Below are 21,437 nucleotides of genomic sequence, written 5' to 3'. Positions count from 1 at the left end.
GTCCCGTGTTACCCGTGCGCCACAACCCGCCCGCAACCGGTCAAAACACCCCCAAAAGACACTCGAGGGCCCCCAACCTACCGGCTTGCCCCCGGGCGCGGCGCTATGTATACGCGCGTTTCGGTCCCCGCGCTTGCGGTTTTCGGCGTGGGTTAACCTACTTATCCTCTTAAAGGAATAGACGCGTCGTCATGGGCCGCCTCGTGATGAAATTCGGCGGTACGTCCGTCGCCAATATCGATCGTATCCGCAACGTCGCGCAGCATGTGAAGCGCGAGGTCGACGCGGGCCACGAGGTCGCCGTCGTCGTCTCCGCGATGTCCGGCAAGACCAATGAGCTGGTGGCCTGGTGCACCGATGCCTCGCCGATGCACGACGCGCGCGAATATGACGCGGTGGTCGCCTCCGGCGAACAGGTCACCTCGGGCCTGCTTGCGATCGTGCTGCAGGGCATCGGCATTCAGGCGCGCTCCTGGCAGGGCTGGCAGATCCCGATCAAGACCTCGGAGGCGCACGCTTCGGCGCGCATCCTCGATATCGACGGCACCGAGATCATCACCCGCTTCAAGGAGCGCAAGGAAGTCGCCGTGATCGCCGGCTTCCAGGGCATCAATCCCGACACCGGCCGCATCACCACGCTCGGCCGCGGCGGCTCGGACACCTCGGCGGTGGCGATCGCGGCCGCGCTGCGCGCCGACCGCTGCGAAATCTACACCGACGTCGACGGCGTCTACACCACCGATCCCCGCGTGGTGCCGAAGGCGCGCCGGCTCGACAAGATCGCCTTCGAGGACATGCTGGAACTGGCCTCGCAGGGCGCCAAGGTGCTGCAGGTTCGCTCGGTGGAACTCGGCATGGTGCACAACATGCCGATCTTCGTGCGCTCCAGCTTCGACAAGCCAGAGGATATCGACCCGCACGCCAACCAGCCGCCGGGCACGCTGATCTGCAGCGAGGAGGAAATCATGGAAATGCACGTCGTCACCGGCATCGCCTTCTCCAAGGACGAAGCCCAGATTTCCGTGCGCCAGATCGAGGACAAGCCCGGCATCGCCGCCGCGATCTTCGGGCCGCTCGCGGACGCCAGTATCAATGTCGACATGATCGTGCAGAACGTGTCCGAGGACGGCAAGACCACCGACCTCACCTTCACCGTTCCGGCCAGCGACTATAACCGCGCCAAGGACACGATTACCGCCGCCAAGGCCAAGATCGGCTACGCCAGGCTCGATACCGCGACCGACGTCGCCAAGGTCTCGGTGATCGGCAGCGGCATGCGCAGCCATGCCGGCGTCGCGGCCAAGGCGTTCAAGGCGCTGGCCGACCGCAACATCAACATCCGCGCCATCACCACCTCCGAGATCAAGTTCTCGGTCCTGATCGACGCCGCCTACACCGAACTCGCGGTCCGCACGCTGCACACGCTGTACGGCCTGGACCAGGCGTAGGCGCGACCGGCAGGGGCGGGGCTCGCTCCGCTGTCGTTCCGGGGCGATGCGACAGCATCGAACCCCAATTCGCAATTGCGAATTGTGGAATCTCGAGGTTCGCCGCTTCGCGGCGCCCCGGAACGACGAGACCGAGCATTGGCCGTGCTCCGGAGTTAGAATTTCTCTTAGCGGGCGCAGCATTGGGCTGACGCAGACGTTATTTGCTACTGGCAGGCGTTTTGCTTGGCAAAGCAAGCCTCGATTGGCTATACGGCCAGTCAGGTAGGCTGTCGCAAACTGTGGCACAGTTTCGGTGATCGCGAATCGGCGGGAACTGGCGAGCGGCGACACCGAATGACTAAAATTGTTGTTTTTGACGAGTTTTGCGCCAGCGGCCGGCCGCACCGGTGCGCCGGCTTCGTGGGGAGGGACTGAAACACATGCGGAGCGCGTCGGGAGGCCCCCGCATCCTGTTGAGACGGCTTCGCGAGACCATGGCGGAGCAAGTCTCCGCCCAGGAGCGGCTCGACAAGATCGTGGTGCTGATCGCGGCCAACATGGTGGCCGAGGTCTGCTCCTGCTACGTGCTGCGCATCGACAACACCCTCGAGCTCTATGCCACCGAAGGTCTGAACCGCGACGCCGTCCACCGCACCGTGATGAGCGCGCATGAAGGCCTGGTCGGCCTCGTCGCCAGCGAGGCGACGCCGCTCAATCTGTCCGACGCGCAAAGCCATCCGGCCTTCGCCTACCGCCCGGAGACCGGCGAAGAGGCCTACCACTCGTTCCTCGGCGTGCCGATCCTGCGCGCCGGCAACACGCTCGGCGTGCTCGTGGTGCAGAACCGCGCCAAGCGCACCTATGTCGAGGAAGAGGTCGAGGCGCTGCAGACCACCGCCATGGTGCTGGCGGAGATGATCGCCTCCGGCGAGCTTGCCGCGCTGGCGCAGCCCGGCGCCGAGCCTGCCGCGCGGCACTCGCTGCACAAGACCGGCGCGGTGCTCTCCGACGGCATCGCGCTCGGCCATGTCGTGCTGCACGAGCCGCGCGTCGTGATCACCAACTACATCGCCGAGGACCTGCCGAAGGAGATCAAGCGGCTCGACACCGCGCTCGCCAATTTGCGCGCCGATCTCGACCGCATGCTGGAGCGCGGCGACGTCGCCGACGGCGGCGAGCACCGCGAGGTGCTGGAAGCCTACCGCATGTTCGCCAACGACCAGGGCTGGTCGCACAAGCTGCATGAGGCGGTCGCCACCGGCCTTACCGCCGAAGCCGCCGTCGAGCGCGTGCAGTCCGACACCCGCGCGCGCATGCTGCGCTCGACCGATCCCTATCTGCGCGACCGCCTGCACGACCTCGAGGATCTCGGCCATCGCCTGATGCGGCAGCTGGTCGGCCAGGACCATGCGCCGTCGCGCGAGCAGCTGCCCGATAATGCCATCCTGATCGCCCGCGCGATGGGTCCGGCGGCGCTGCTCGACTATGACCGCAAGCGGCTGCGCGGCCTGGTGCTGGAGGAAGGCACCGCGAATTCCCACGTTTCGATCGTGGCGCGCGCGCTCGGCATCCCCGCGGTCGGCGAGGTGCCGAACGCGCCCGGCATCGCCGATCCGGGCGATGCCATCATCGTCGACGGCATTTCCGGCGAGATCTATGTCCGCCCCTCGACCGAGATCGAATCCGCCTATGCCGAGCGCGTCCGGTTCCGGGCACGGCGGCAGGCGCAATATTCGGCGCTGCGCGACAAGGCCTGCGTGACCAAGGACGGCCAGCCGATCGAGCTTTTGATCAATGCCGGCCTGACCATCGACCTGCCGCATATCGACGACACCGGCAGCGCCGGCATCGGCCTGTTCCGCACCGAATTGCAATTCATGGTGAGCCCGAACCTGCCGCGCTCGAGCGACCAGCTCGCGCTGTATCGCACAGTACTCGACGCCGCGGGCTCTAAGCCCGTCACCTTCCGCACGCTCGACATCGGCGGCGACAAGGCGCTGCCCTATATGGAGACCGTGATCGAGGAAAATCCCGCGCTCGGCTGGCGCGCGATCCGGCTCGGCCTCGACCGTCCCGGCCTCTTGCGCGGCCAGATCCGCGCGCTGCTGCGTGCCGGCGGCGGCCGCGCGCTGAAGATCATGTTCCCGATGATCTCGGACATCGCGGAGTTCGACCAGGCCAAGGCGATCGTCGAGCGCGAGCTGACCTATCTGCGCCAGCACGGCCATTCGCTGCCCGAGCGGATCGATATCGGCACCATGGTCGAGGTGCCGGCGCTGCTCTACCAGCTCGACGAGCTCTTGAAGAAGGTCGACTTCGTCTCGGTCGGCTCCAACGACCTGTTCCAGTTCCTGTTTGCGGTCGACCGCGGCAATGCCAAGGTCTCCGAACGCTTCGACATCCTGTCGGCGCCGATCCTGCGCGCGCTGCGCGACATCGTGCGCAAGGCCAAGGCCGCGAAGAAGGCCGCCTCGCTGTGCGGCGAGATGGCGTCGAAGCCGATCGGCGCGCTGGCGCTGATCGCGATCGGCTACCGTTCGCTTTCATTGTCTGCAACCGCGCACGGCCCGGTCAAGGCGCTGATCCTCGACCTCGACGCCAAGAAGGCCGAGGCGATGATCAATCCGCTGCTGGATGCGCCGGTCGGCAGCGTCTCGATTCGCGCGGCGCTGACGAAGTTTGCGGAAACCGAGGGGCTAGCCTTGTAGCGACGCTGCCGTCGCCGCTGCCGCCCTTCCGTACCTTCCGCAATTCGAGATACCGCCATGCTACCCGAAGCCAAACTCGACGTCCTGCTCGCCCATCATGCCTCGCTCGAGGCCGAGCTGCTCGGCGAGGTCAAGTCCGAGCGCTATGTGCAGATCACGCGCGAGCTCGCCGAGCTCAACCCGCTGATCGACGCGGTGAAGCTCTACCGTTCCGCGCGTAGCGAACTCGCCGACACCGAGGCGATGCTGGCGGATGCCGGGACCGACGCCGAAATGCGCAGCATGGCGGAAGCCGAGCTGGAAACGCTGCAGGCGCGGCTCGGCGAGCTCGAGCAGCAGATCCGGATCGCGCTGTTGCCGAAGGACGCGATGGACGACCGCAACGTGATGCTGGAAATCCGCGCCGGCACCGGCGGCGACGAGGCCTCGCTGTTCGCCGGCGACCTGTTCCGGATGTATGAGCGCTTCGCATCCTTGCAGGGCTGGAAGGTCGAGGTGATCTCGGCGAGCGAAGGCACCGTCGGCGGCTACAAGGAAATCATCGCCGAGGTGCAGGGCCGCGGCGCGTTCGCCAAGCTGAAATTCGAATCCGGCGTGCACCGCGTGCAGCGCGTGCCCGACACCGAGACGCAGGGCCGCATCCACACCTCGGCCGCCACGGTCGCCGTGCTGCCGGAGGTCGAGGACGTCGACGTCGATATCAAGGACACCGACCTAAGGATCGAGACCATGCGCGCGGGCGGCGCCGGCGGCCAGCACGTCAACAAGACCGAATCGGCGATCCGCATCACCCATCTGCCGACCGGGATCGTTGTGATGATGCAGGACAGCCGCTCGCAGCATAAGAACCGGGCGTCGGCGATGAACATCCTGCGCTCGCGCATCTACGATGCCGAGCGCCAGCGCGTCGAGGCGGCGCGCTCCGCCGACCGCAAGGAGAAGGTCGGCTCCGGCGACCGCTCGGAGCGCATCCGCACCTATAATTTCCCGCAAGGCAGAGTCACCGACCACCGCATCAACCTGACGCTCTACAAGCTGCCGCAGGTGATCGCGGGCGAAGCGCTCGGCGAACTGATCGATGCGCTGACCACCGAGCACCAGGCGGCACAGCTCGCCGCGCAGGGCGCCGCGGCCTGACGCGCGCCGCCGCTTGCGCCGGCGGATGCTTCACTCATGGCTCGCCGGAAGACGGCGAAGACTTCAGCAAGCGGCGCAACGCCGGGCTCGCGACGCGGCGGAGCTCTTCGATGTTCTTCTTCGAGACCGACTGGAGCTTTTGCTCTCCCTTTGCCGTCAGCTTGAGCTGAACTCGCCGCGCGTCGTCGGGATCGGCAAGGCGGCTGACCAGCCCGAGCTTTGCCATGCGGTTCATCAACTCGACGGCGGAGTGATGCCGGATCAGCAGAAACCGGGCGATGTCGCCGACGGTCGGCGGACCGGGGTCGACGAAACCCTTGATGCCGAGCAGCGCCTGGTGCTGCCGCGGCGTCATTCCGGCCTTCCGGGCGCCCTCCTCGCTGAATGCGAGAAACCTGCGCAACTCGTAGCGAAACTGCGCCAGCGCCCGGTAGTCCACCGGCGCGGCCGCCGCCTTGCGTTTCGTTGCTCCGGCTGGCGCTCGTCGTTGCTTTGGTTGCGGCATTCGATCGCCCTGCTGCTGGCTCGCTCCGCCGGACGGCAGACGCTGTGCAACGCTATCAAGCCCGCGCCGGACGCACCATACTACCGGTCATCCTTCCACCCATGTTTTCAACGGTTTGACGGTCGAGCGGCGGCGGGGCCGGGCAAGCTCAGGGCTGCGGCCAGCGATCGTAGGTCGAGCTCAATATCTTCAGCAGCACGATCTGGAAGGCGACCGGAATCCGCGGGCTTCTGCGGCGAATGGATTTCTCCAGCGCCTCGGTGATCTCGCTCTTGGTGAGATGCCCGGCCGAGGCGCGCGCGACCAGATCGCCCCAGACCTCCGACAACGACTTGCCGGTGTGATGTGGAGACGGGATCGTTATTCCGCGCGTCTCGGCCCAATCGATGATCTCGCGCATGGTTTGCCGTCCGCAATTTCGCGCCGTCGCGAGATGGCGCGCAGTGAGCAGGCGCAGCAGATCGTCCGGCGGCGTCCAGCCCATCTTCGGCGGCACGTCGTCGAGCAGCTCGACCGCCAGCTCCTTCAGGACGTTGACCGCGCGGATGCTCAGGCTGCCCGATTGCTCGGCGCCACCGTGTTCGGTCACGGCGTGCTCTCCGGCATTTCCGGTGCGACTTGAAGGCTCCTGGATCATCGCCCCCTCACTTACAGGACCCGCACCCGGTCGGTAAACCCTCGATACATCGTAGAACGATATTATTTCTATCGTAGGCCGATATGATTCGACGAAAGGTGACATTGACTAAATATCCCGGTGGGGAATTGTAGCCGTGACAGGCTGCTCGATTGCAGCCGGCGCATCGTGCCGCCGATCGATCCGATCCGGCGACGAGTGAACATGCGCGGCAACAATCAATATAATTGGAGGATACTGAGCGATGAGCACCAAGGATTTTCGGCCGGGCAGCGCCCTGAACGTTTCGCGCCGCACTTTGCTGCAAGCCGGCGCGGGCCTGATCGGCGGCACCGTGCTGCCGGCCTCGATCGCATCGCGGGCATTCGCCGAGGACCATCCGGCGATCGGAACCTATCCCGCGGGCACGTCGGGCTCTTCTGCCTTCATCGGCATCTCGGTGCCGCGCACCGGCACCTATGCGGTGCAGGGCGAGGATGAGCTCAAGGGCTACCAGCTCGCGATCGAGCACATCAACAGCGGCCACGAGCTGATCAAGAAGATCTCGCCGAAGACCAGCAAGGGCGTGCTCGGCAAGGAACTGAAGTTCGGCGTCGCCGATTCCGCGGCGAAGCCGAACGAGGCCGTGCAGGCGCAGCAGCGCTTCATCTCCGAGAACAAGGCGGTGATGATCACCGGCGGCACGTCGAGCGCGGTCGCGGTGGCGCTGAACAAGCTGGCGCAGCGCGAGAAGGTGATCTTCGTCTGCGGCATTTCCGGCTCCAATGACACCACCGGCAAGGATTGCGTGCGCTACGGCTTCCGCCAGAACTTCTTCGGCCAGACCGCCGCGGCGGCGATCGCGCCGGTGCTGATCAAGCAGTTCGGCAAGAACAAGAAGGCCGCCTACCTCACGCCCGACTACACCTACGGCCACACCGTCACCAAGTCGATGCAGGACTACCTCGCCCAGGCGGGCTGGACCACCGTCACCAACCAGGTCTCGCCGCTCGGCGCGCCGGACTATTCGTCCTATCTGCTCAACGTCGCGAATTCCGGCGCCGACGTGCTGATCAACGTCAACTGGGGTCATGACGCCGTGCTGTCGACGCAGCAGGCCAAGCAGTTCGGCGTGCTCGACAAGATGAAGCTCGTGGTGCCCTACCAGGTGCCGTTCATCGCCCGCGAGACCGGCGGCCTGATGCAGGGCGTCTACGCCGCGACCGATTATTGGTGGACCATCGAGGACAAATATCCGCTGGCCAAGATGTTCAACGAGGCCTTCGAGAAGAAGTACGGCTACAAGCCGGAATGGGGCGCGGAGAACGCCTATGTCAGCTTCGCGCACTGGGCCCGCATGGTCGAGGATGCCGGCAGCTTCTATCCGCCCGACGTCATCAAGGCCTATGAGAAGGGCGAGACGCTGCCTTCGCTGGTCGGCGACGTGCATTACCGCCCCGAGGATCACCAGTGCGTCCGCCCCGTCGTCATCGTCCGCGGCAAGATGGAAAAGGAGATGAAGAACAAGGAGGACTATTACGAGGTGATCGAGATCGTCCCCGGCGACGGCTTGATGCAGAAGCCGGATGCGTTCGGCTGCCATCTCGGCGACTACACCTGATTAACGTGGGAAGACTCGGCGCCGTGGGCGGGGCGACCCGACCCGCGGCGCCGCTTTTCTCGGAACGCATCCTCCATTGACCGGGCCAGGTATACGGCTGAGTGAACGCGCGCCATGATCAACTGGCCAAATTTCGTCTCGCAACTTTTCAACGGGCTGGCGCTCGGCGCGCTGCTGGCGCTGATCAGCTCCGGACTGACGATCATCTACGGCACGCTCGGGGTGCTCAACCTCGCCCACGGCGCCATGTTCATGATCGGCGGCTACGCCGGATATGTGGCCTATTCCTACACCGGCTCGTTCATCGTCGCCGTCATCGCCGGATCGCTGTTCGTGATGCTGCTCGGCGTCGCGATGGAGCGGATCATCATCCGCCACTTCTATCATCGCCCGCATGAGGACCAGCTGCTGGTCACGTTCGGCCTCGGCATCTGCTTCGTCGAGATTGTGCGGCTGATCTTCACCAGCCAGTCGCAGGTGGTGCCGCCGCCGGCGATGCTGCAGGGCATCACCTCGCTCGGCTTCCTGTTCTACCCGACCTACCGGCTCGCGGTCGTCGGCATCGTCGCGGTCGCGCTCGGCGCGCTGTTCCTGATCCTGTACCGCACCCGGCTCGGCATGATCGTGCGCGCCGGCATCGAGGATTCGGTGATGGTCGATTCGCTCGGCATCAACGTCTACCGCGTCTTCATGATCGTGTTCGGCATCGGCGCGATGGCCGCAGGCTTCGCCGGCATCATCAACGCGCCGGTGGTGTCGCTGACGCCGGGTGTCGGCGACGACATCCTGGTCGAGACTTTCGTGGTGGTGGTGATCGGCGGCGTCGGCTCGTTTCCCGGCGCCATCCTCGGCGGACTGATCGCCGGCGAGATCATCAGCATCACCTCGATGTTCAACCCCGGTTACGCCTACGTCATGCTGTTCGCGGCGATGACGCTCGTGCTGGTGCTCAGACCGCACGGCCTGCTCGGCACGCAGGGCCGCGAATGACGACGGATATTTAGATGCTGAAACAGCGCCCATACCTGATCGAATTCCTGACGGCCGCCGGCCTGATCGTCGCGCCCTTCGTGCTGCCGTGGCTCGGCTTCGCGCCCAACACGGTGAACCGGATCCTGGTCTGGGGCCTGTTCGGCCTCGGCTTCGACATCCTGTTCGGCTTCACCGGCCTGCTGTCGTTCGGCCAGTCGGCCTTTTACGGCACCGGCGGCTTCGTCGCGGCCTATCTGCTGACGCGCGCCGGCTTTCCCTACGTCGTGCTCGCGCTCGTCATCGGCATGATCGCGGCCGCCGCCACCGGCTATCTGATCGGCCTGATCGCGCTGCGCCGCACCGGCATCTATTTCGCGATGATTACGGTCGCGATCGCCGAGGTGTTCTTCTTCGTCGAGTTCAATCCGCTGTCGGACTTCACCGGCGGCGAGAACGGGCTGCCGGGCGTGCCGACCCCGAGCTTCAATCTCGGCTTCACCACGCTGCACTTCACCACCGGCTGGTCGCTCTATCAGTTCCTGGCGCTGTGCTACTTCATCGGCGTCGTGATCGCGCTGCGCATCGTGCGCTCGCCGGTCGGCGCCGTGTTCAGCGCGATCCGCGACAATCCGCTGCGCGCGACCGCGGTCGGCCACAACATCCACGGCTACAAGCTGACCGCCTTCGTGATCGCCGCCGCCTATGCCGGCTTTGCCGGCGGGCTGCTCGGCGTGCTGCAGGCCTTCATGCCGCCCGACGCGTTCACCTTCGACACGTCGGGGCAGCTCGTGATGCAGACCGCGATCGGCGGCCGCGGCACGCTGTTCGGACCGCTGGTCGGCGCCGCGGTCTGGCTGTCGTTGCAGGACTTCCTGCAGGCGGCGCTCGGGCTCGGCGCGGCCTGGAAGCTCGTGCTCGGCGTCGTGTTCGTGCTGCTGGTATGCTTCCTGCGCCGCGGCATCATCGGCGGCCTCGCCGATCTCTACCGCCTCCTGACCGGACAGCGCGGCGCCAAGGAGCCGGACGAGAGCGCACCCGAGGTCGTCGCCGTGGCAAGCGACCGACACACCGCAGCGCCCGCGCCGAAGCTGGCAGCGCCCCGCGCCGGCGGCAATCGGTCCGGCCCGATCCTCCAGGCCAGGGGCCTGACCAAGCGCTATGGCGGCCTGCTCGCCAACAGCGACATCGACTTCACCGTCAATCACGGCGAGCTGCGCGGCATCATCGGCCCGAACGGCGCCGGCAAGTCGACCTTCTTCAAGATGCTGACCTGCGAGGTTCACCCGACCTCGGGCACCATCCTGTTCGAGGGCCGCGACATCACCGGCATGAATGTCACCGACGTCTGTCAGCTCGGCCTGACCAAGAGCTACCAGGTCAACCAGCTGTTCGCCGGACTGACAGTGCGCGAGAACTTGGTGATCGCGGCGCTGTCGGCGCTGCGCGGCAAATTCAAGCTCGACCTGTTCCGTAGCATCGACAGCATCCCCGGCCTGTCCGAGCGCGTGCAGCAGACGCTTGAGCTGGTCAATCTCACATCCCGACCGGACACGCCCGTGTCCGAGCTCGCCTATGGCGAGAAGCGGCGGCTGGAGATCGGGCTGGCGCTGGCGACGTCGCCGAGCCTGTTGCTGCTTGACGAGCCGCTCGCCGGCATGAGCCCGCGCGAGCGCGTCGAGACCGTCAAGCTATTGAAGTCGATCAGCCAGGGCCGCACCGTGATCATCATCGATCACGACATGGATGCGCTGTTCGAGCTCGCCGAGCGCGTCACCGTGCTGCAGGAGGGCCGCGTGCTGGTCGAGGGAACGCCGGAAGAGATCAAGAACAACTCGACCGTCCAGGAGGCCTATCTTGGCGGCGTGCATGGAGTGCTCGCCGCATGAGCCTGCTCGAGGTCAACGGACTGAACAGCTATTACGGGGATTCCCATATCCTGTTCGACGTCTCGATGCGCGTCGAGCGCAACGAGGTGGTAGCACTGCTGGGACGCAACGGCGCCGGCAAGAGCACGACGCTGAAGAGCCTGATCGGCGTCGTCACCCCGCGCCGCGGCTCGGTGATGTTCGACGGCGTCGAGATCTCCGGCCGGAAGAGCCACAAGATCGCGCAGGCCGGCATGCAGCTGGTCCATGAGGAGCGCCGCATCTTCGGCAGCCTGAGCGTCGAGGAGAACCTCGTGATCGCCGGCCTGACCGCCTCGCAGCGCTGGCCGCTCGAGCGTATCTACGAGATGTTCCCGCGGCTGCGCGAGCGGCGCGGCAACCGCGGCACCGACCTGTCGGGCGGCGAGCAGCAGATGCTGGCGATCGCGCGCGCCCTGGTGCGCGATCCCAAGATCATCCTGCTCGACGAGCCGTTCGAGGGCCTGGCGCCGGTGATCGTGCGCGACCTGATGAAGGCGTGCCGCGATCTGGCCGAGGCCGGACAGACCATCGTGCTGGTGGAGCAGAACCTCGCCGCGACGCTGGCGCTGGCGCAGCGCATCTACATCATCAACAACGGGCACATCGTCCATGAGGGGCCGGCGCAGGAGATCAAGGCCCAGCCCGACGTCCTGCAGCGCTATCTCGGGGTGTAGGGCGCGTCGCTTTCTCCGCCGTCATTGCGAGCGAAGCGAAGCAATCCATCGGTCCGCGTGCGCGGATGGATGGATTGCTTCGTCGCTATCGCTTCTCGCAATGACGAACTCGATATTGCGCATGGCCTCTCGGGATAGGGATTACGGCATTCCCGCGTCGGACCGGGCTACCCGCTCACCCTCCCAGCGCCGCGATCATCCGCCTGGCGTGATCTGCTAGCACATCCATCTCCGCCTTGACGGTCTGCGCGGGCAGCAGCGCGACGCCGGCCTTCACCGGCATCACATGCATGTGCAGGTGAAACACCACCTGGCCGCTGGCGGGCTCGCTGAACTGCTGGATGATGATGCCGTCGGCGGCAAACGCCTTCGTCGCCGCGATGGCGATGCGCTTGGCTGACCGCGCCACCGCGGCAAGGTCGTCTTCGGCGATATCGAGGATGCCGCGCGCGGGCGCCTTCGGAATCACTAGGGTATGTCCCGGCGATCGCGGCATGATGTCGAGAAAGGCAAAGGTCCGGTCGGTCTCGTAGACCTTGAAGCTCGGGACCTCGCCGCGCAGGATCCTGGCGAAGATGTTCTGGTCGTCATAGCCCGTCATGGTCGCGCGTTCCGGATCGATGGGTTGAGATTTCGACCGTGCGCGCCGGCCGCACGGGGCGCAAGCCATATCGACGCCGCATCGACCATCGGCTAACAACGCGCGATGAGCACATCTGCCGACAATGCCAGCCAGACCGTCGGGGGTGCCCGGCGCAGCCTCGCCGCCCGCCTCAAGGCAGCCGGCAGCGGCGCCGCCGAGCTCGATGCGCGACTGCTGGTCGGCGCCGTGCTGGGGCTCGATCTGACCGGCATGATCACGGGCGCCAAACGTACGCTGACGAAGGACGAGGCCGATCGCCTCGAGCGCCTCGCGCAGCGCCGCCTCGCCGGCGAACCGGTGGCGCGCATCCTCGGCATCAAGGAGTTCTGGGGACTGCCGCTGCATCTCTCTACCGCGACGCTGGTGCCGCGCCCGGACACCGAGACCGTGGTCGAGCGCGCACTCGAACTGCTGCGCGCCGATGGCGTGGCCGAGCGTGCCTTGCGGATCGCCGATCTCGGCACCGGTTCTGGCGCGATCCTGTTGGCGCTGCTCTCGGAACTGCCGAACGCGCATGGCTTCGCCACCGACATCTCGGCGGAGGCGCTTCAGACCGCGAGGCGCAACGCCGCCGCGCTCGGACTTAGCCAGCGCACGACATGGATCGAGTGCGACTACGGCAGCGGGCTGGCCGGCGCGTTCGAACTGATCGTGTCCAACCCGCCCTACATCCCCTCGGCCGAGATCGCCGGGCTCGACATCGAGGTGCGCGCGCATGATCCGCGCGCGGCGCTCGACGGCGGGGCCGACGGGCTCGACGCCTACCGCGCGCTGATTTCGCAATCCGCGGGTCTTCTGACGTCAGGAGGATTTCTGGTTGTGGAAGTCGGACAGGGTCAGAGCGGCGACGTTGAAGCGCTGATGACGGCATCCGGCTTATCCCCAACGGGGCCGCCAAAAGCCGATCTCGGGGGCATCCCGAGGGCCGTTTCCGCCCGCCGGCTGCCCCGATAAAGTCCTATTGGAACGAAAAAAAACCTCTTGGATTATCCCCCGGGAACGACTACGTTCCGGGCACAACATCGGTGCTGGCCCCGTAATCCGTTACGGGTGATGACCAGGGTTCAGCAGAGCCCGCCGATCGAAAGGTTCCAGGAACGCAGGTCACATAGAGCGCAATAGCCGAAGCTGTGCTGCTCTCGACCGCCAAGCGAACGAAAGCCTGTTATTGCGCTTGAAGACTTACGCACGAGAACTGAGCCTGTCTCAACGGGCGGAATGATTTGGTCGCTGGCGCGATTGCCGGCGGTTGGGGAACGCGTCTTTGCTGCACGCGACTTTGCTGAACGAGATGGTCGGCGACATCGAAACCACTTCGAACGGTATTGCGATTCCGTGTGCCTAGGCGCGCGCCGAATCGGACTCTGGGAATTCGGACTTCTGAGAAATCGGACTGCTGAGAAATCGGACTGTGGACTGCAATAACTTCAGGGCTGGAATAAAAGGCGACAGATGAGAAACGGTCAGAACAACAAGCGGATGCGCAACCGGAATAACAACAACAATAACAACAACAATAACCGGCGCGGCCAGAATCCCCTGACACGGGTGTACGAATCGAACGGACCCGATATCAAGATCCGCGGCACGGCCTCCCACGTGGCCGAGAAATACGTTCAGCTTGCGCGTGATGCGCGCTCCTCCGGCGATCCGGTGGCAGCTGAAAACTACTACCAGCATGCTGAGCACTACTACCGGATCATCGCGGCCGCGCAGGAGCAGTTCCGGCAGAATCAGCAGCCGCCGCGCCCCGACGCCGAGGTCACCCCGACCGAAGACGGCGACGACGACAGCGACGGCTATTCGAGCTTCGGCCAGGAGCCGGGCTTCGTGCCGCAGCAGCAGCAACCTTTCATCCGCGACAACGGCCAGCAGCCGTACCAGCGCGAGCAGCAGCAGCCGCGCGAGCATCGCGAGCGTGACCAGCAGCCGCGTGAGCACCGCGAGCGCGAGCATCGTCCGCAGCCGCAATATCAGCCGCAACCGCAGAACCAGCCGCAGCCCGCGATGGCCGATGCCGGCGGCGTCGATCGCCTGCCCTCGTTCATCACCGGCGGCGCGCAGCCGCAGGTGAATGGCACCTATGAAGGCAATGGCGGCGCAGAACGCGGCGAACGGAGCGAGCGCTTTCCGCGCCGCCGCCGCCGTCCGCACGGCCCGCGCCCCGACATGGCGGCGCAGCCCGCGCCGAGCGACGACTTCAATCCGGGCAACGAGTAATCGTGAGAATCTGTCACCCTCCCTTCACAGGGAGGGTGAATTGTCCGCGTCACGACTCTGCGTGAGTCGATTTGCGCGTCGCCGTCGAGGACGGCACCAGCACCGGACGCAATGACGGGATCAGCTGTGTGCGCTCGCGGCGCGCGGGGATGGCGCGATAGACCTGCTTGGTCGCCTCCACGATATGCACGCCGGCGAACGGCATCGACAGCGCCGCGCCGACCCGCTCCCACGCCATCGCCGAGCGCAGAAACCAGCTGCCCTGCACCGGCGGCATGAACAACGCCTCGCCCCACGACGACGGCGTGAACCAGGTCTGCCGCAACAGCTGCGTGATCTGCGCCCGCGAATAGGGCCGGCCATGGCCGAACGGCGTGGCGTCGGTGCGCGTCCAGACGCCGCGCCTGTTCGGGATGATCGCGATCAGCCGCCCCGAGGGCGAGAGCACCCGCCACACCTCGCGCAGCAGCCGCTCCGGATCATCGGACATCTCCAGCGCGTGCACCAGCAGCACGCGGTCGACCGCGGCATCGGGCAGCGGCATCGAGAATTCGTCGATCAGGGTGGCCAGCGCCGGCCGGCCGGTCGGCCATTTCAGCACGCCCTGGGCCGCCGGCATGAAGGCAATGCAGCGCTCGCAGGACTCACGGAACAGGCCGAGATAGGGGGTCGGATAGCCGAGGCCGAGCACGCGCTGGCCTTCCGCGTTCGGCCACCGCGCGCGGATACCCCGGTTGATCAGCTGCCGCGCCACGATGCCGAGGCGCTGCGAATAGAAGTCGCGCAGGTCGATGACGTCCATGGTGTTTAGCCTAACACGCCCCCTGCTGCCCGGGTGCGCCGAAAATTGCATTGCCGCCGGAGCGTTAACGCCATATTTCACCCCTATACTGGGCGCGTTAAAAGCATGATCCGGGAAAGTCGATACCGGTCTTTCGAATACATCATGCTCTGAAATGCCCGTCCCGTTTGTTCGTGGAGATATCATGACCGCCGAAATTCGCACCTTCAGCTGCCTCACCGACAATTTCGGGTATTTGATCCACGATCCCGCGACCAAGGCGACCGCGTCGATCGACGCGCCGGAGGCCGGCCCGATCATCAAGGCGCTGGAGCGCGAAGGCTGGACGCTGACCGATATCCTGATCACCCATCACCATGGCGACCATGTCGGCGGCGTCGCCGAGCTGAAGCAGAAATACGGCTGCCGCGTCGTCGCCCCGCACGACCAGTCGGCCAAGATTGCCAATGTCGATTTGCGCGCCGCCAATGCCGATGTCATCAAGGTCGGCAGCCTCTTGGCCCGTGTGGTCGAAACTCCCGGCCATACGCTCGACCATATCTCCTATGTGTTCGACGGCGAGAAGGCGGTGTTCGCCGCCGACACGCTGTTCTCGATCGGCTGCGGCCGGGTGTTCGAAGGCACCTACCCCATGATGTGGGATTCGCTTTTGAAGCTGCGCTCGCTGCCGGACGATTTCCGTCTCTACTGCGGCCATGAATATACCGCCTCCAACGTGAAGTTCGCGCTCACCATCGAGCCCGACAATCCGGCCCTGCAGGCGCGCGCGGCGGAGGTCACAAAACTGCGCGCCGAGAACAAGCCGACGATCCCGGTGCTGCTCGGCGACGAGAAGAAGGCCAACGTGTTCCTGCGCGCCGACGAGCCCGCGGTGGCGGCCAAGCTGCACATGAAAGGCGCCGACCCGGCGCTGGTGTTCGGCGAGCTCCGCGAGCGCAAGAACAAGTCGTGATGGCAGACCTCTCGGCGGCCGATATCATCGCGCAGCTTGCGCTGCAGCCGCATCCCGAAGGCGGACATTATCGCGAGACGTTTCGCGACGCGCGCGTCGACGCCAATGGCCGCGCGCATTCGACCGCGATCTACTTCCTGCTGGCGCGTGGCGAGCGTTCGCATTGGCACCGCATCGACGCCGTGGAGATGTGGCACTATTACGCCGGCGCGCCGCTGACATTGCGGATCGCGCAGGACGGCGCCCCACATTCGATCACGCTCGGGCCGGATCTAGCGCGCGGCGAGCAGCCACAGGCGATCGTGCCGGCGAATGCATGGCAGGCCGCCGAAAGCAGCGGCGACTGGACGCTGGTCGGCTGCACCGTCGCGCCGGGATTCGAGTTCGCGAAGTTCGAGCTGGCGCCAACGGGCTGGGAGCCGGCGTCGTAGGAGCTTTTTCCGTCATCCCCGCGCAAAGGCTTCGCCTTTGTCGCTGGAGGTGCGAGCGGAGCGAGCCTCGAAGGATGAATCGGCCACAGACGGGGCCGTCCACCCTTCGAGACGGCCGCGTTGCGGCCTCCTCAGGGTGACGGTGAAACAGTAGCAACAACCTTCTTCGTAGGATGGGTAGAGCGCAGCGAAACCCATCATCTCGCCGCGTGGATAGGAGTTGATGGGTTTCGCTTCGCTCTACCCATCCTACGCTTTCTACGTCCTTTTTCTCAACACCATGTCCTTTGCTGCGATCAGCCCGCCGCCGGCGATCAGGATCGCGGCGATCGCGATGTTGGCGCTGGGCTTGGCGAAGCCCGCGAGGATGAGGAACGCGGTCGAGAGCAGCGGCGTGGCGTAGGATGCGGCACCGAGCACGCGGATATCACCGCGCTTCATGCCGATGTCCCAGGCGAAGAACGCAGCCCCCACCGGACCGATGCCGAGCGCGACGACGGCCAGCCATTGCAGCGGCGTCGCGGGCCACACCGTCGTCTCCACCATCATGTGCACGAGCGCGGCAAGCACGGCGGTCGCGAGGCAGAAGCCTGCCACCGCATCGGTCGGCACCGCCTTGAGCCGGCGCGACATCACCGAATAGGACGCCCAGACGAACGCCGCGACGAAGGCGGCCGCGAAGCCTGGAATCTGCTCTTTTGTGAAGGCGCCGGTGTTGCCGGCGAACAGCAGCACGGTCCCGGCGAGCCCAAGCAGCGCGCCGACGATGTGATGCACCGCAAGCCGCTCGCCCGGCAGCAGCGACGAGAACAGCACGATCAACAGCGGCCAGAGGTAATTGAGCAGGCCGGCCTCGGCCGGCGGGGCGAAGCGCAGCGCCAGGAAATACAGCGCGTGATAGCCGAACAGCCCGCCGACGCCGACGACCCAGGCGACCAGCGGTTGCTTCAATGCGCCGAAGGCTGATGGACGCAACAGGAAGCTCGCAAACGCCACCGCGGCGCCGATCGCAAACGTCATGGCCGCGAGCTGGAACGCCGGGATAGTCCCGGTCGCGACCGTCATGACCGACAGCAGCGACCACATCAGGATGGCGGTCAGTCCGACAAGGGTGGCAGTTCGGGTCGTCATCTCAAATCAATCCGTCGTGGCCGGGCATGGCTGTCCAAAGGATGGCGGTCTGAAGCCGCTCGCCGATGTCCCGGCCGGCCACGTCTTCCTTCGCGTGTGGCGCGTTGTAAAGACGAAAATGCCCGGCACAAGGCCGGGCACTCGCTGGTCGATTTTCCGCGCCTGCGACGCGACGACGCTTGTCGCGTCAGGCGTGATACTGGCCGCCGTTCACGGTCAGCGTCGAGCCGGTGATGAAGCCGGCATCGTCGGCGGCGAGGAACACCACGGCCCGCGCGATCTCTTCGGGTTCGCCGAGCCGGGCGACCGGAATCTGCGGGATCACGTTCTTCTCGAGCACGTCCTTCGGCACCGCCTGCACCATCTCGGTGTTGATATAGCCGGGGCAGATCACGTTGACGGTGATGCCGCCCTTGGCGTTCTCCAGCGCCAGCGCCTTGGTGAAGCCGATGTCGCCGGCCTTGGCCGCCGAGTAGTTGACCTGGCCGAACTGGCCCTTCTGGCCGTTGATGGAGGAGATCGAGATGACGCGACCGAACTTGCGGGCGCGCATGCCCTCGATCACCTGGCGCGTCATGTTGAACAGCGAACCGAGGTTGGTGTTGATCACGGCATTCCACTGCTCGACCGTCATCTTGTGAAATGCGGTATCCTTGGTGATCCCGGCATTGTTGACGAGCACGTCGACCGGGCCGAGATCGGCCTCGACCTGCTTGACGCCGGCCGCGCAGGCGTCGAACGATGCGACGTCCCACTTGTAGACCGGAATCCCGCTCTCCGCCTTGAACTTCTCCGCCGCGGCGTCATTGCCGGCGTAGCTCGCCGCCACCTTGTAGCCCGCCGCTTGCAGCGCCTTGCTGATCGCAGCTCCAATACCGCGCGTTCCGCCCGTCACCAATGCAACACGTGCCATGTCCGTTTCCTCCTTGGCCGTCTTTTATAACCGGATAACTCCGGCCTACGCACTCACTCAACAAAGCGCGATGAGATCAGGCTGAATCGTCATCGCGCCTTGGCTCCCTTTTTGAGCATGATCCTTTCGGAAAACCGCTTCACACTTTTCCGGATCATGCTCTCGAAACAAAAATGCCCGGCGCAAAGCCGGGCATCTTATTTATCAGCTCGCTTCGCGGTTGACAGATGATCTTTTCATCACCTAACCGGCCTCGCTGCCTTTTGTTCAGTCGCGTGCAACGCACATAGCGATGCCCATGCCGCCGCCGATGCACAGCGTCGCGAGGCCCTTCTTGGCATCGCGCTTCTGCATCTCGTGCAGCAGCGTCACCAGCACGCGCGCACCCGACGCGCCGACCGGATGGCCGATCGCGATCGCGCCGCCATTGACGTTGACCTTGGCCGGATCCCAGCCGAGGTCCTTGTTCACCGCGCAGGCCTGCGCCGCGAACGCCTCGTTGGCCTCGATCAGGTCGAGGTCGGCGATGTTCCAGCCGGCCCTCTTCAGCGCGGCGCGCGAGGCGGGGATCGGACCGGTGCCCATGATCTTGGGGTCGACGCCGGCCTGGCCCCACGACACGATGCGGGCCAGCACCTTCTTGCCCTGCTTGGCGGCTTCCTTGGCGGTCATCAGCACGACGGCGGCGGCGCCGTCATTGATGCCCGAGGCGTTGCCCGCGGTCACGGTGCCGTCCTTCTCGAAGGCCGCGCGGAGCTTGGCCATCGCGTCGAGCGTGGCGCCGTGGCGCGGATACTCGTCGGCGTCGACCACGATATCGCCCTTGCGGGACTTGATGGTGACCGGGACGATCTCGTCCTTGAACTTGCCGGCCTTCTGCGCCGCCTCGGCCTTGTTCTGCGAAGCGACCGCGAACTCGTCCTGTTGCGACCGGGTGATCTGGTACTGCTTGGCGACGTTCTCGGCGGTGTTGCCCATGTGGTAGCCGTTGAAGGCATCCCACAGCCCGTCCTTGATCATGGTGTCGATCAGCTCGAGGCCGCCCATCTTGACGCCGCCGCGCAGATATTGGGCGTGCGGGGCCATGCTCATGGATTCCTGGCCGCCGGCGACGACGATCGAGGAATCGCCGTTGAGCAGCGCCTGGTAGCCGAGCGCCACCGTGCGCAGGCCGGAGCCGCAGAGCTGGTTGACGCCCCAGGCCGGGCTTTCCACCGGGATGCCGGCCGCGATCGAGGCCTGGCGCGCCGGGTTCTGGCCCTGCGCGGCGGTGAGGATCTGGCCCATGATGACTTCGGAGACCTGACCGCCCTCGACGCCGGCACGCTCCAGCGCCGCCTTGATGGCGATCGCGCCGAGGTCATGGGCCGGGGTGGTGGCGAAAGCGCCGTTGAAGCTACCGACGGGGGTGCGGGCGGCGCTGACGATGACGACATCGTCTGACATGGACATCTCCTATGGGTTGTAGCTGGGTTTCTCGACGGCGGGCGGCCGATTTGGCGGGCCTGTCTCTTGACGGCTATCCTGTAAACCTCGTCGAGACATGTCAATCGCACTGTCGGGCAAATCGCGCCGCGACGCACTCAAAATGACGCCCTTGGCACTTTCCTGAGCAAATCCTATGCTTTGGAATTAACCGCACAGCACAAAACTGTAGCCGAACCGCTTTGAAAATGCTTACCTTTGCTGCGATGCGTTGCATTTTGCCCTGCGGCGATGCCGTAGGGTTCCAGGTTCTTCGGTGTTGAAGTGAGAGCCCATGGCAAAATCTGAACAACCGACCACGATCAAGAAATACGCGAACCGGCGGCTCTATAATACCGGGACGAGCACCTACGTGACGCTCGAGGATCTCGCGGCGATGGTGAAGGAAGGCGAGGATTTCCTCGTCTATGACGCCAAGACCGGCGACGACATCACCCGCTCCGTGCTCGCGCAAATCATCTTCGAGCAGGAAAACAAGGCCGGGCAGAATCTGCTGCCGACCACCTTCCTGCGCCAGCTGATCCGGTTCTACGGCGACAGCATGCAGATGGTGGTGCCGAAATATCTCGAACAGTCGATCGAGACGCTGACCAAGGAACAGGAAAAATTCCGCAAGCAGATCGCGGGCGCGCTGAGCGGGACGCCGTTTGCGCCGCTGGAAGAACAGGTCCGCCGCAACATGGAGCTGTTCCAGCAGACCTTCTCGATGTTCAAGCCGTTCGTGCCGCAACGCGGTGGCGGCGAGGCGGAGAAGGTGTCGGAGCCGACGCCCGATGACGGCAACATCGACGATCTTCGCCGCCAGATGAAGGACATGCAGGAACGCCTCGAGCGCATGTCGCAGCCGACCAAGAAGGACGAGTAGGTCCTTCGCCGATCGGCCGGACGCACCGGCCGCTATCGTTTCGCGAAATCCTGACGGCGGCAACCCTGGCCGGCGTCAGGCGCCGCTTGCCCCGGGGAGCATGCTCTTGCGCACGATCGCGTGCACGCCCCAATTGCCGTCGGCAACCTGCGTGACGCCGAAATCGACGCCGAGCGAGATCAGCGCCAGCGCCTCATCCTCGCTGAGGCGATAACACTCCATCAGGAATTTGCGCGTCGCCCGAAACGCGTTGCGCAGCGCGAGATCGACCGACGAGCGCTGGTAGATTTCCGACTGCGCGTTGCGCCCGAGCTCGCGCAGATAATTGCCGTAGCTGAAGCCGTGCAGGATCCACTCCTCCGGCGTTTCCAAAAGCGGGTGCGCAAGCCCTTCGACATGCGGCTTGGTCGCCTTGCCGCTCTTGT

Annotated in this window: 19 protein-coding genes and 1 pseudogene; 12 read left to right on the top strand and 8 right to left on the bottom strand. The window is 65.3% G+C overall.

Features of this window, described 5'->3' with window-relative positions; all coding sequences use genetic code 11:
* Nucleotides 1-191: 191 nt before the first annotated feature.
* The 3 genes from PMN64_RS29905 to prfA all read left to right on the top strand — a co-directional run bounded on the left by PMN64_RS29905 (nucleotide 192) and on the right by prfA (nucleotide 5,275).
* Complete coding sequence (locus PMN64_RS29905) at nucleotides 192-1,448, top strand: aspartate kinase (RefSeq protein ID WP_411783242.1); 1,257 nt, start codon at nucleotides 192-194, stop codon at nucleotides 1,446-1,448.
* A 422-nt stretch (nucleotides 1,449-1,870) separates the two neighbouring features.
* Nucleotides 1,871-4,138: a phosphoenolpyruvate--protein phosphotransferase gene (gene ptsP / locus PMN64_RS29900; protein WP_028343590.1), complete on the top strand. Its 2,268-nt coding sequence runs from the start codon at nucleotides 1,871-1,873 to the stop codon at nucleotides 4,136-4,138.
* A gap of 57 nt (nucleotides 4,139-4,195) precedes the next feature.
* On the top strand, nucleotides 4,196-5,275 hold the full coding sequence (gene prfA, locus PMN64_RS29895; protein ID WP_018269196.1) for a peptide chain release factor 1: 1,080 nt from the start codon (nucleotides 4,196-4,198) through the stop codon (nucleotides 5,273-5,275).
* Nucleotides 5,276-5,309: 34 nt separating this feature from the next.
* Here the strand turns inward: prfA and PMN64_RS29890 are convergent, their stop codons facing one another.
* Complete coding sequence (locus PMN64_RS29890) at nucleotides 5,310-5,780, bottom strand: MarR family winged helix-turn-helix transcriptional regulator (protein WP_304497739.1); 471 nt, start codon at nucleotides 5,778-5,780, stop codon at nucleotides 5,310-5,312.
* A 148-nt stretch (nucleotides 5,781-5,928) separates the two neighbouring features.
* Nucleotides 5,929-6,369, bottom strand: coding sequence for a hypothetical protein (locus PMN64_RS29885; protein ID WP_411783241.1), 441 nt, complete (start codon nucleotides 6,367-6,369; stop codon nucleotides 5,929-5,931).
* 292 nt (nucleotides 6,370-6,661) lie between these two features.
* On the opposite strand from PMN64_RS29885, the gene PMN64_RS29880 reads away from it, so the two are divergent.
* From PMN64_RS29880 to PMN64_RS29865, 4 genes are all read left to right on the top strand, one after another.
* Nucleotides 6,662-8,017, top strand: a complete 1,356-nt coding sequence (locus tag PMN64_RS29880; protein WP_411783240.1) for a substrate-binding protein — start codon at nucleotides 6,662-6,664, stop codon at nucleotides 8,015-8,017.
* A gap of 114 nt (nucleotides 8,018-8,131) precedes the next feature.
* Nucleotides 8,132-9,007, top strand: coding sequence for a branched-chain amino acid ABC transporter permease (locus PMN64_RS29875; protein WP_411783239.1), 876 nt, complete (start codon nucleotides 8,132-8,134; stop codon nucleotides 9,005-9,007).
* A 14-nt stretch (nucleotides 9,008-9,021) separates the two neighbouring features.
* The gene (locus PMN64_RS29870) at nucleotides 9,022-10,875 is read left to right on the top strand and encodes an ABC transporter permease subunit (protein ID WP_411783238.1); all 1,854 of its coding nucleotides are present in this window, start codon (nucleotides 9,022-9,024) and stop codon (nucleotides 10,873-10,875) included.
* Entirely contained in the window at nucleotides 10,872-11,570 is a 699-nt protein-coding gene (locus PMN64_RS29865; RefSeq protein ID WP_411783237.1) for an ABC transporter ATP-binding protein, read from the top strand. Before PMN64_RS29870 ends, PMN64_RS29865 begins: the two co-directional genes overlap by 4 nt.
* Nucleotides 11,571-11,745: 175 nt before the next feature.
* On the opposite strand, the gene PMN64_RS29860 is transcribed toward PMN64_RS29865, so the two are convergent.
* Entirely contained in the window at nucleotides 11,746-12,171 is a 426-nt protein-coding gene (locus PMN64_RS29860; RefSeq protein ID WP_304497744.1) for an HIT domain-containing protein, read from the bottom strand.
* A gap of 105 nt (nucleotides 12,172-12,276) precedes the next feature.
* Here PMN64_RS29860 and prmC point away from each other — a divergent pair, with 105 nt between their 5' ends.
* Both prmC and PMN64_RS29850 read left to right on the top strand, forming a co-directional pair.
* On the top strand, nucleotides 12,277-13,167 hold the full coding sequence (gene prmC / locus PMN64_RS29855; RefSeq protein WP_411783236.1) for a peptide chain release factor N(5)-glutamine methyltransferase: 891 nt from the start codon (nucleotides 12,277-12,279) through the stop codon (nucleotides 13,165-13,167).
* Nucleotides 13,168-13,665: 498 nt separating this feature from the next.
* Nucleotides 13,666-14,433, top strand: a complete 768-nt coding sequence (locus PMN64_RS29850) for a DUF4167 domain-containing protein (protein WP_411783235.1) — start codon at nucleotides 13,666-13,668, stop codon at nucleotides 14,431-14,433.
* Nucleotides 14,434-14,482: 49 nt separating this feature from the next.
* On the opposite strand, the gene PMN64_RS29845 is transcribed toward PMN64_RS29850, so the two are convergent.
* Entirely contained in the window at nucleotides 14,483-15,235 is a 753-nt protein-coding gene (locus PMN64_RS29845) for a class I SAM-dependent methyltransferase (RefSeq protein ID WP_028343579.1), read from the bottom strand.
* A gap of 184 nt (nucleotides 15,236-15,419) precedes the next feature.
* On the opposite strand from PMN64_RS29845, the gene gloB reads away from it, so the two are divergent.
* Both gloB and PMN64_RS29835 read left to right on the top strand, forming a co-directional pair.
* Nucleotides 15,420-16,187 carry a hydroxyacylglutathione hydrolase gene (gene gloB, locus PMN64_RS29840; RefSeq protein ID WP_304497747.1) on the top strand — a complete coding sequence of 256 codons (768 nt, stop codon included), beginning with the start codon at nucleotides 15,420-15,422 and terminating at the stop codon, nucleotides 16,185-16,187.
* Nucleotides 16,187-16,618 (top strand): cupin domain-containing protein, encoded by a 432-nt coding sequence (locus PMN64_RS29835; RefSeq protein ID WP_411783234.1) that lies wholly within the window; start codon nucleotides 16,187-16,189, stop codon nucleotides 16,616-16,618. The genes gloB and PMN64_RS29835 overlap by 1 nt, the downstream gene beginning before the upstream one ends.
* 258 nt (nucleotides 16,619-16,876) lie before the next feature.
* On the opposite strand, the gene PMN64_RS29830 is transcribed toward PMN64_RS29835, so the two are convergent.
* From PMN64_RS29830 to PMN64_RS29820, 3 genes are all read right to left on the bottom strand, one after another.
* Nucleotides 16,877-17,749, bottom strand: coding sequence for a DMT family transporter (locus tag PMN64_RS29830; RefSeq protein WP_411783233.1), 873 nt, complete (start codon nucleotides 17,747-17,749; stop codon nucleotides 16,877-16,879).
* Between the two features lie 187 nt (nucleotides 17,750-17,936).
* Nucleotides 17,937-18,662, bottom strand: coding sequence for an acetoacetyl-CoA reductase (gene phbB / locus PMN64_RS29825; RefSeq protein ID WP_411783232.1), 726 nt, complete (start codon nucleotides 18,660-18,662; stop codon nucleotides 17,937-17,939).
* A 267-nt stretch (nucleotides 18,663-18,929) separates the two neighbouring features.
* Nucleotides 18,930-20,108 carry an acetyl-CoA C-acetyltransferase gene (locus tag PMN64_RS29820; protein ID WP_028343574.1) on the bottom strand — a complete coding sequence of 393 codons (1,179 nt, stop codon included), beginning with the start codon at nucleotides 20,106-20,108 and terminating at the stop codon, nucleotides 18,930-18,932.
* 313 nt (nucleotides 20,109-20,421) lie between these two features.
* On the opposite strand from PMN64_RS29820, the gene phaR reads away from it, so the two are divergent.
* Complete coding sequence (gene phaR, locus PMN64_RS29815; RefSeq protein WP_411783231.1) at nucleotides 20,422-21,012, top strand: polyhydroxyalkanoate synthesis repressor PhaR; 591 nt, start codon at nucleotides 20,422-20,424, stop codon at nucleotides 21,010-21,012.
* A 75-nt stretch (nucleotides 21,013-21,087) separates the two neighbouring features.
* Here phaR and PMN64_RS29810 read toward each other — a convergent pair.
* A pseudogene (locus PMN64_RS29810) lies at nucleotides 21,088-21,437 on the bottom strand (AraC family transcriptional regulator); the annotation flags it as partial.

The organism is Bradyrhizobium sp. UFLA01-814, from assembly GCF_046718885.1.
Classification (GTDB): domain Bacteria; phylum Pseudomonadota; class Alphaproteobacteria; order Rhizobiales; family Xanthobacteraceae; genus Bradyrhizobium; species Bradyrhizobium elkanii.
This window is presented reverse-complemented; position numbering and strand designations above follow the sequence as displayed.

What these genes read in the sequence shown, in the direction of transcription:
- PMN64_RS29905 (WP_411783242.1), top strand. Translation starts at nt 192, where the DNA reads ATGGGCCGCCTCGTGATGAAATTCGGCGGTACGTCCGTCGCCAATATC.
- ptsP (WP_028343590.1), top strand. Translation starts at nt 1,871, where the DNA reads ATGCGGAGCGCGTCGGGAGGCCCCCGCATCCTGTTGAGACGGCTTCGC.
- prfA (WP_018269196.1), top strand. Translation starts at nt 4,196, where the DNA reads ATGCTACCCGAAGCCAAACTCGACGTCCTGCTCGCCCATCATGCCTCG.
- PMN64_RS29890 (WP_304497739.1), bottom strand. Translation starts at nt 5,780, where the DNA reads ATGCCGCAACCAAAGCAACGACGAGCGCCAGCCGGAGCAACGAAACGC.
- PMN64_RS29880 (WP_411783240.1), top strand. Translation starts at nt 6,662, where the DNA reads ATGAGCACCAAGGATTTTCGGCCGGGCAGCGCCCTGAACGTTTCGCGC.
- PMN64_RS29875 (WP_411783239.1), top strand. Translation starts at nt 8,132, where the DNA reads ATGATCAACTGGCCAAATTTCGTCTCGCAACTTTTCAACGGGCTGGCG.
- PMN64_RS29870 (WP_411783238.1), top strand. Translation starts at nt 9,022, where the DNA reads ATGCTGAAACAGCGCCCATACCTGATCGAATTCCTGACGGCCGCCGGC.
- PMN64_RS29865 (WP_411783237.1), top strand. Translation starts at nt 10,872, where the DNA reads ATGAGCCTGCTCGAGGTCAACGGACTGAACAGCTATTACGGGGATTCC.
- PMN64_RS29860 (WP_304497744.1), bottom strand. Translation starts at nt 12,171, where the DNA reads ATGACGGGCTATGACGACCAGAACATCTTCGCCAGGATCCTGCGCGGC.
- prmC (WP_411783236.1), top strand. Translation starts at nt 12,277, where the DNA reads ATGAGCACATCTGCCGACAATGCCAGCCAGACCGTCGGGGGTGCCCGG.
- PMN64_RS29850 (WP_411783235.1), top strand. Translation starts at nt 13,666, where the DNA reads ATGAGAAACGGTCAGAACAACAAGCGGATGCGCAACCGGAATAACAAC.
- PMN64_RS29845 (WP_028343579.1), bottom strand. Translation starts at nt 15,235, where the DNA reads ATGGACGTCATCGACCTGCGCGACTTCTATTCGCAGCGCCTCGGCATC.
- gloB (WP_304497747.1), top strand. Translation starts at nt 15,420, where the DNA reads ATGACCGCCGAAATTCGCACCTTCAGCTGCCTCACCGACAATTTCGGG.
- PMN64_RS29835 (WP_411783234.1), top strand. Translation starts at nt 16,187, where the DNA reads ATGGCAGACCTCTCGGCGGCCGATATCATCGCGCAGCTTGCGCTGCAG.
- PMN64_RS29830 (WP_411783233.1), bottom strand. Translation starts at nt 17,749, where the DNA reads ATGACGACCCGAACTGCCACCCTTGTCGGACTGACCGCCATCCTGATG.
- phbB (WP_411783232.1), bottom strand. Translation starts at nt 18,662, where the DNA reads ATGGCACGTGTTGCATTGGTGACGGGCGGAACGCGCGGTATTGGAGCT.
- PMN64_RS29820 (WP_028343574.1), bottom strand. Translation starts at nt 20,108, where the DNA reads ATGTCAGACGATGTCGTCATCGTCAGCGCCGCCCGCACCCCCGTCGGT.
- phaR (WP_411783231.1), top strand. Translation starts at nt 20,422, where the DNA reads ATGGCAAAATCTGAACAACCGACCACGATCAAGAAATACGCGAACCGG.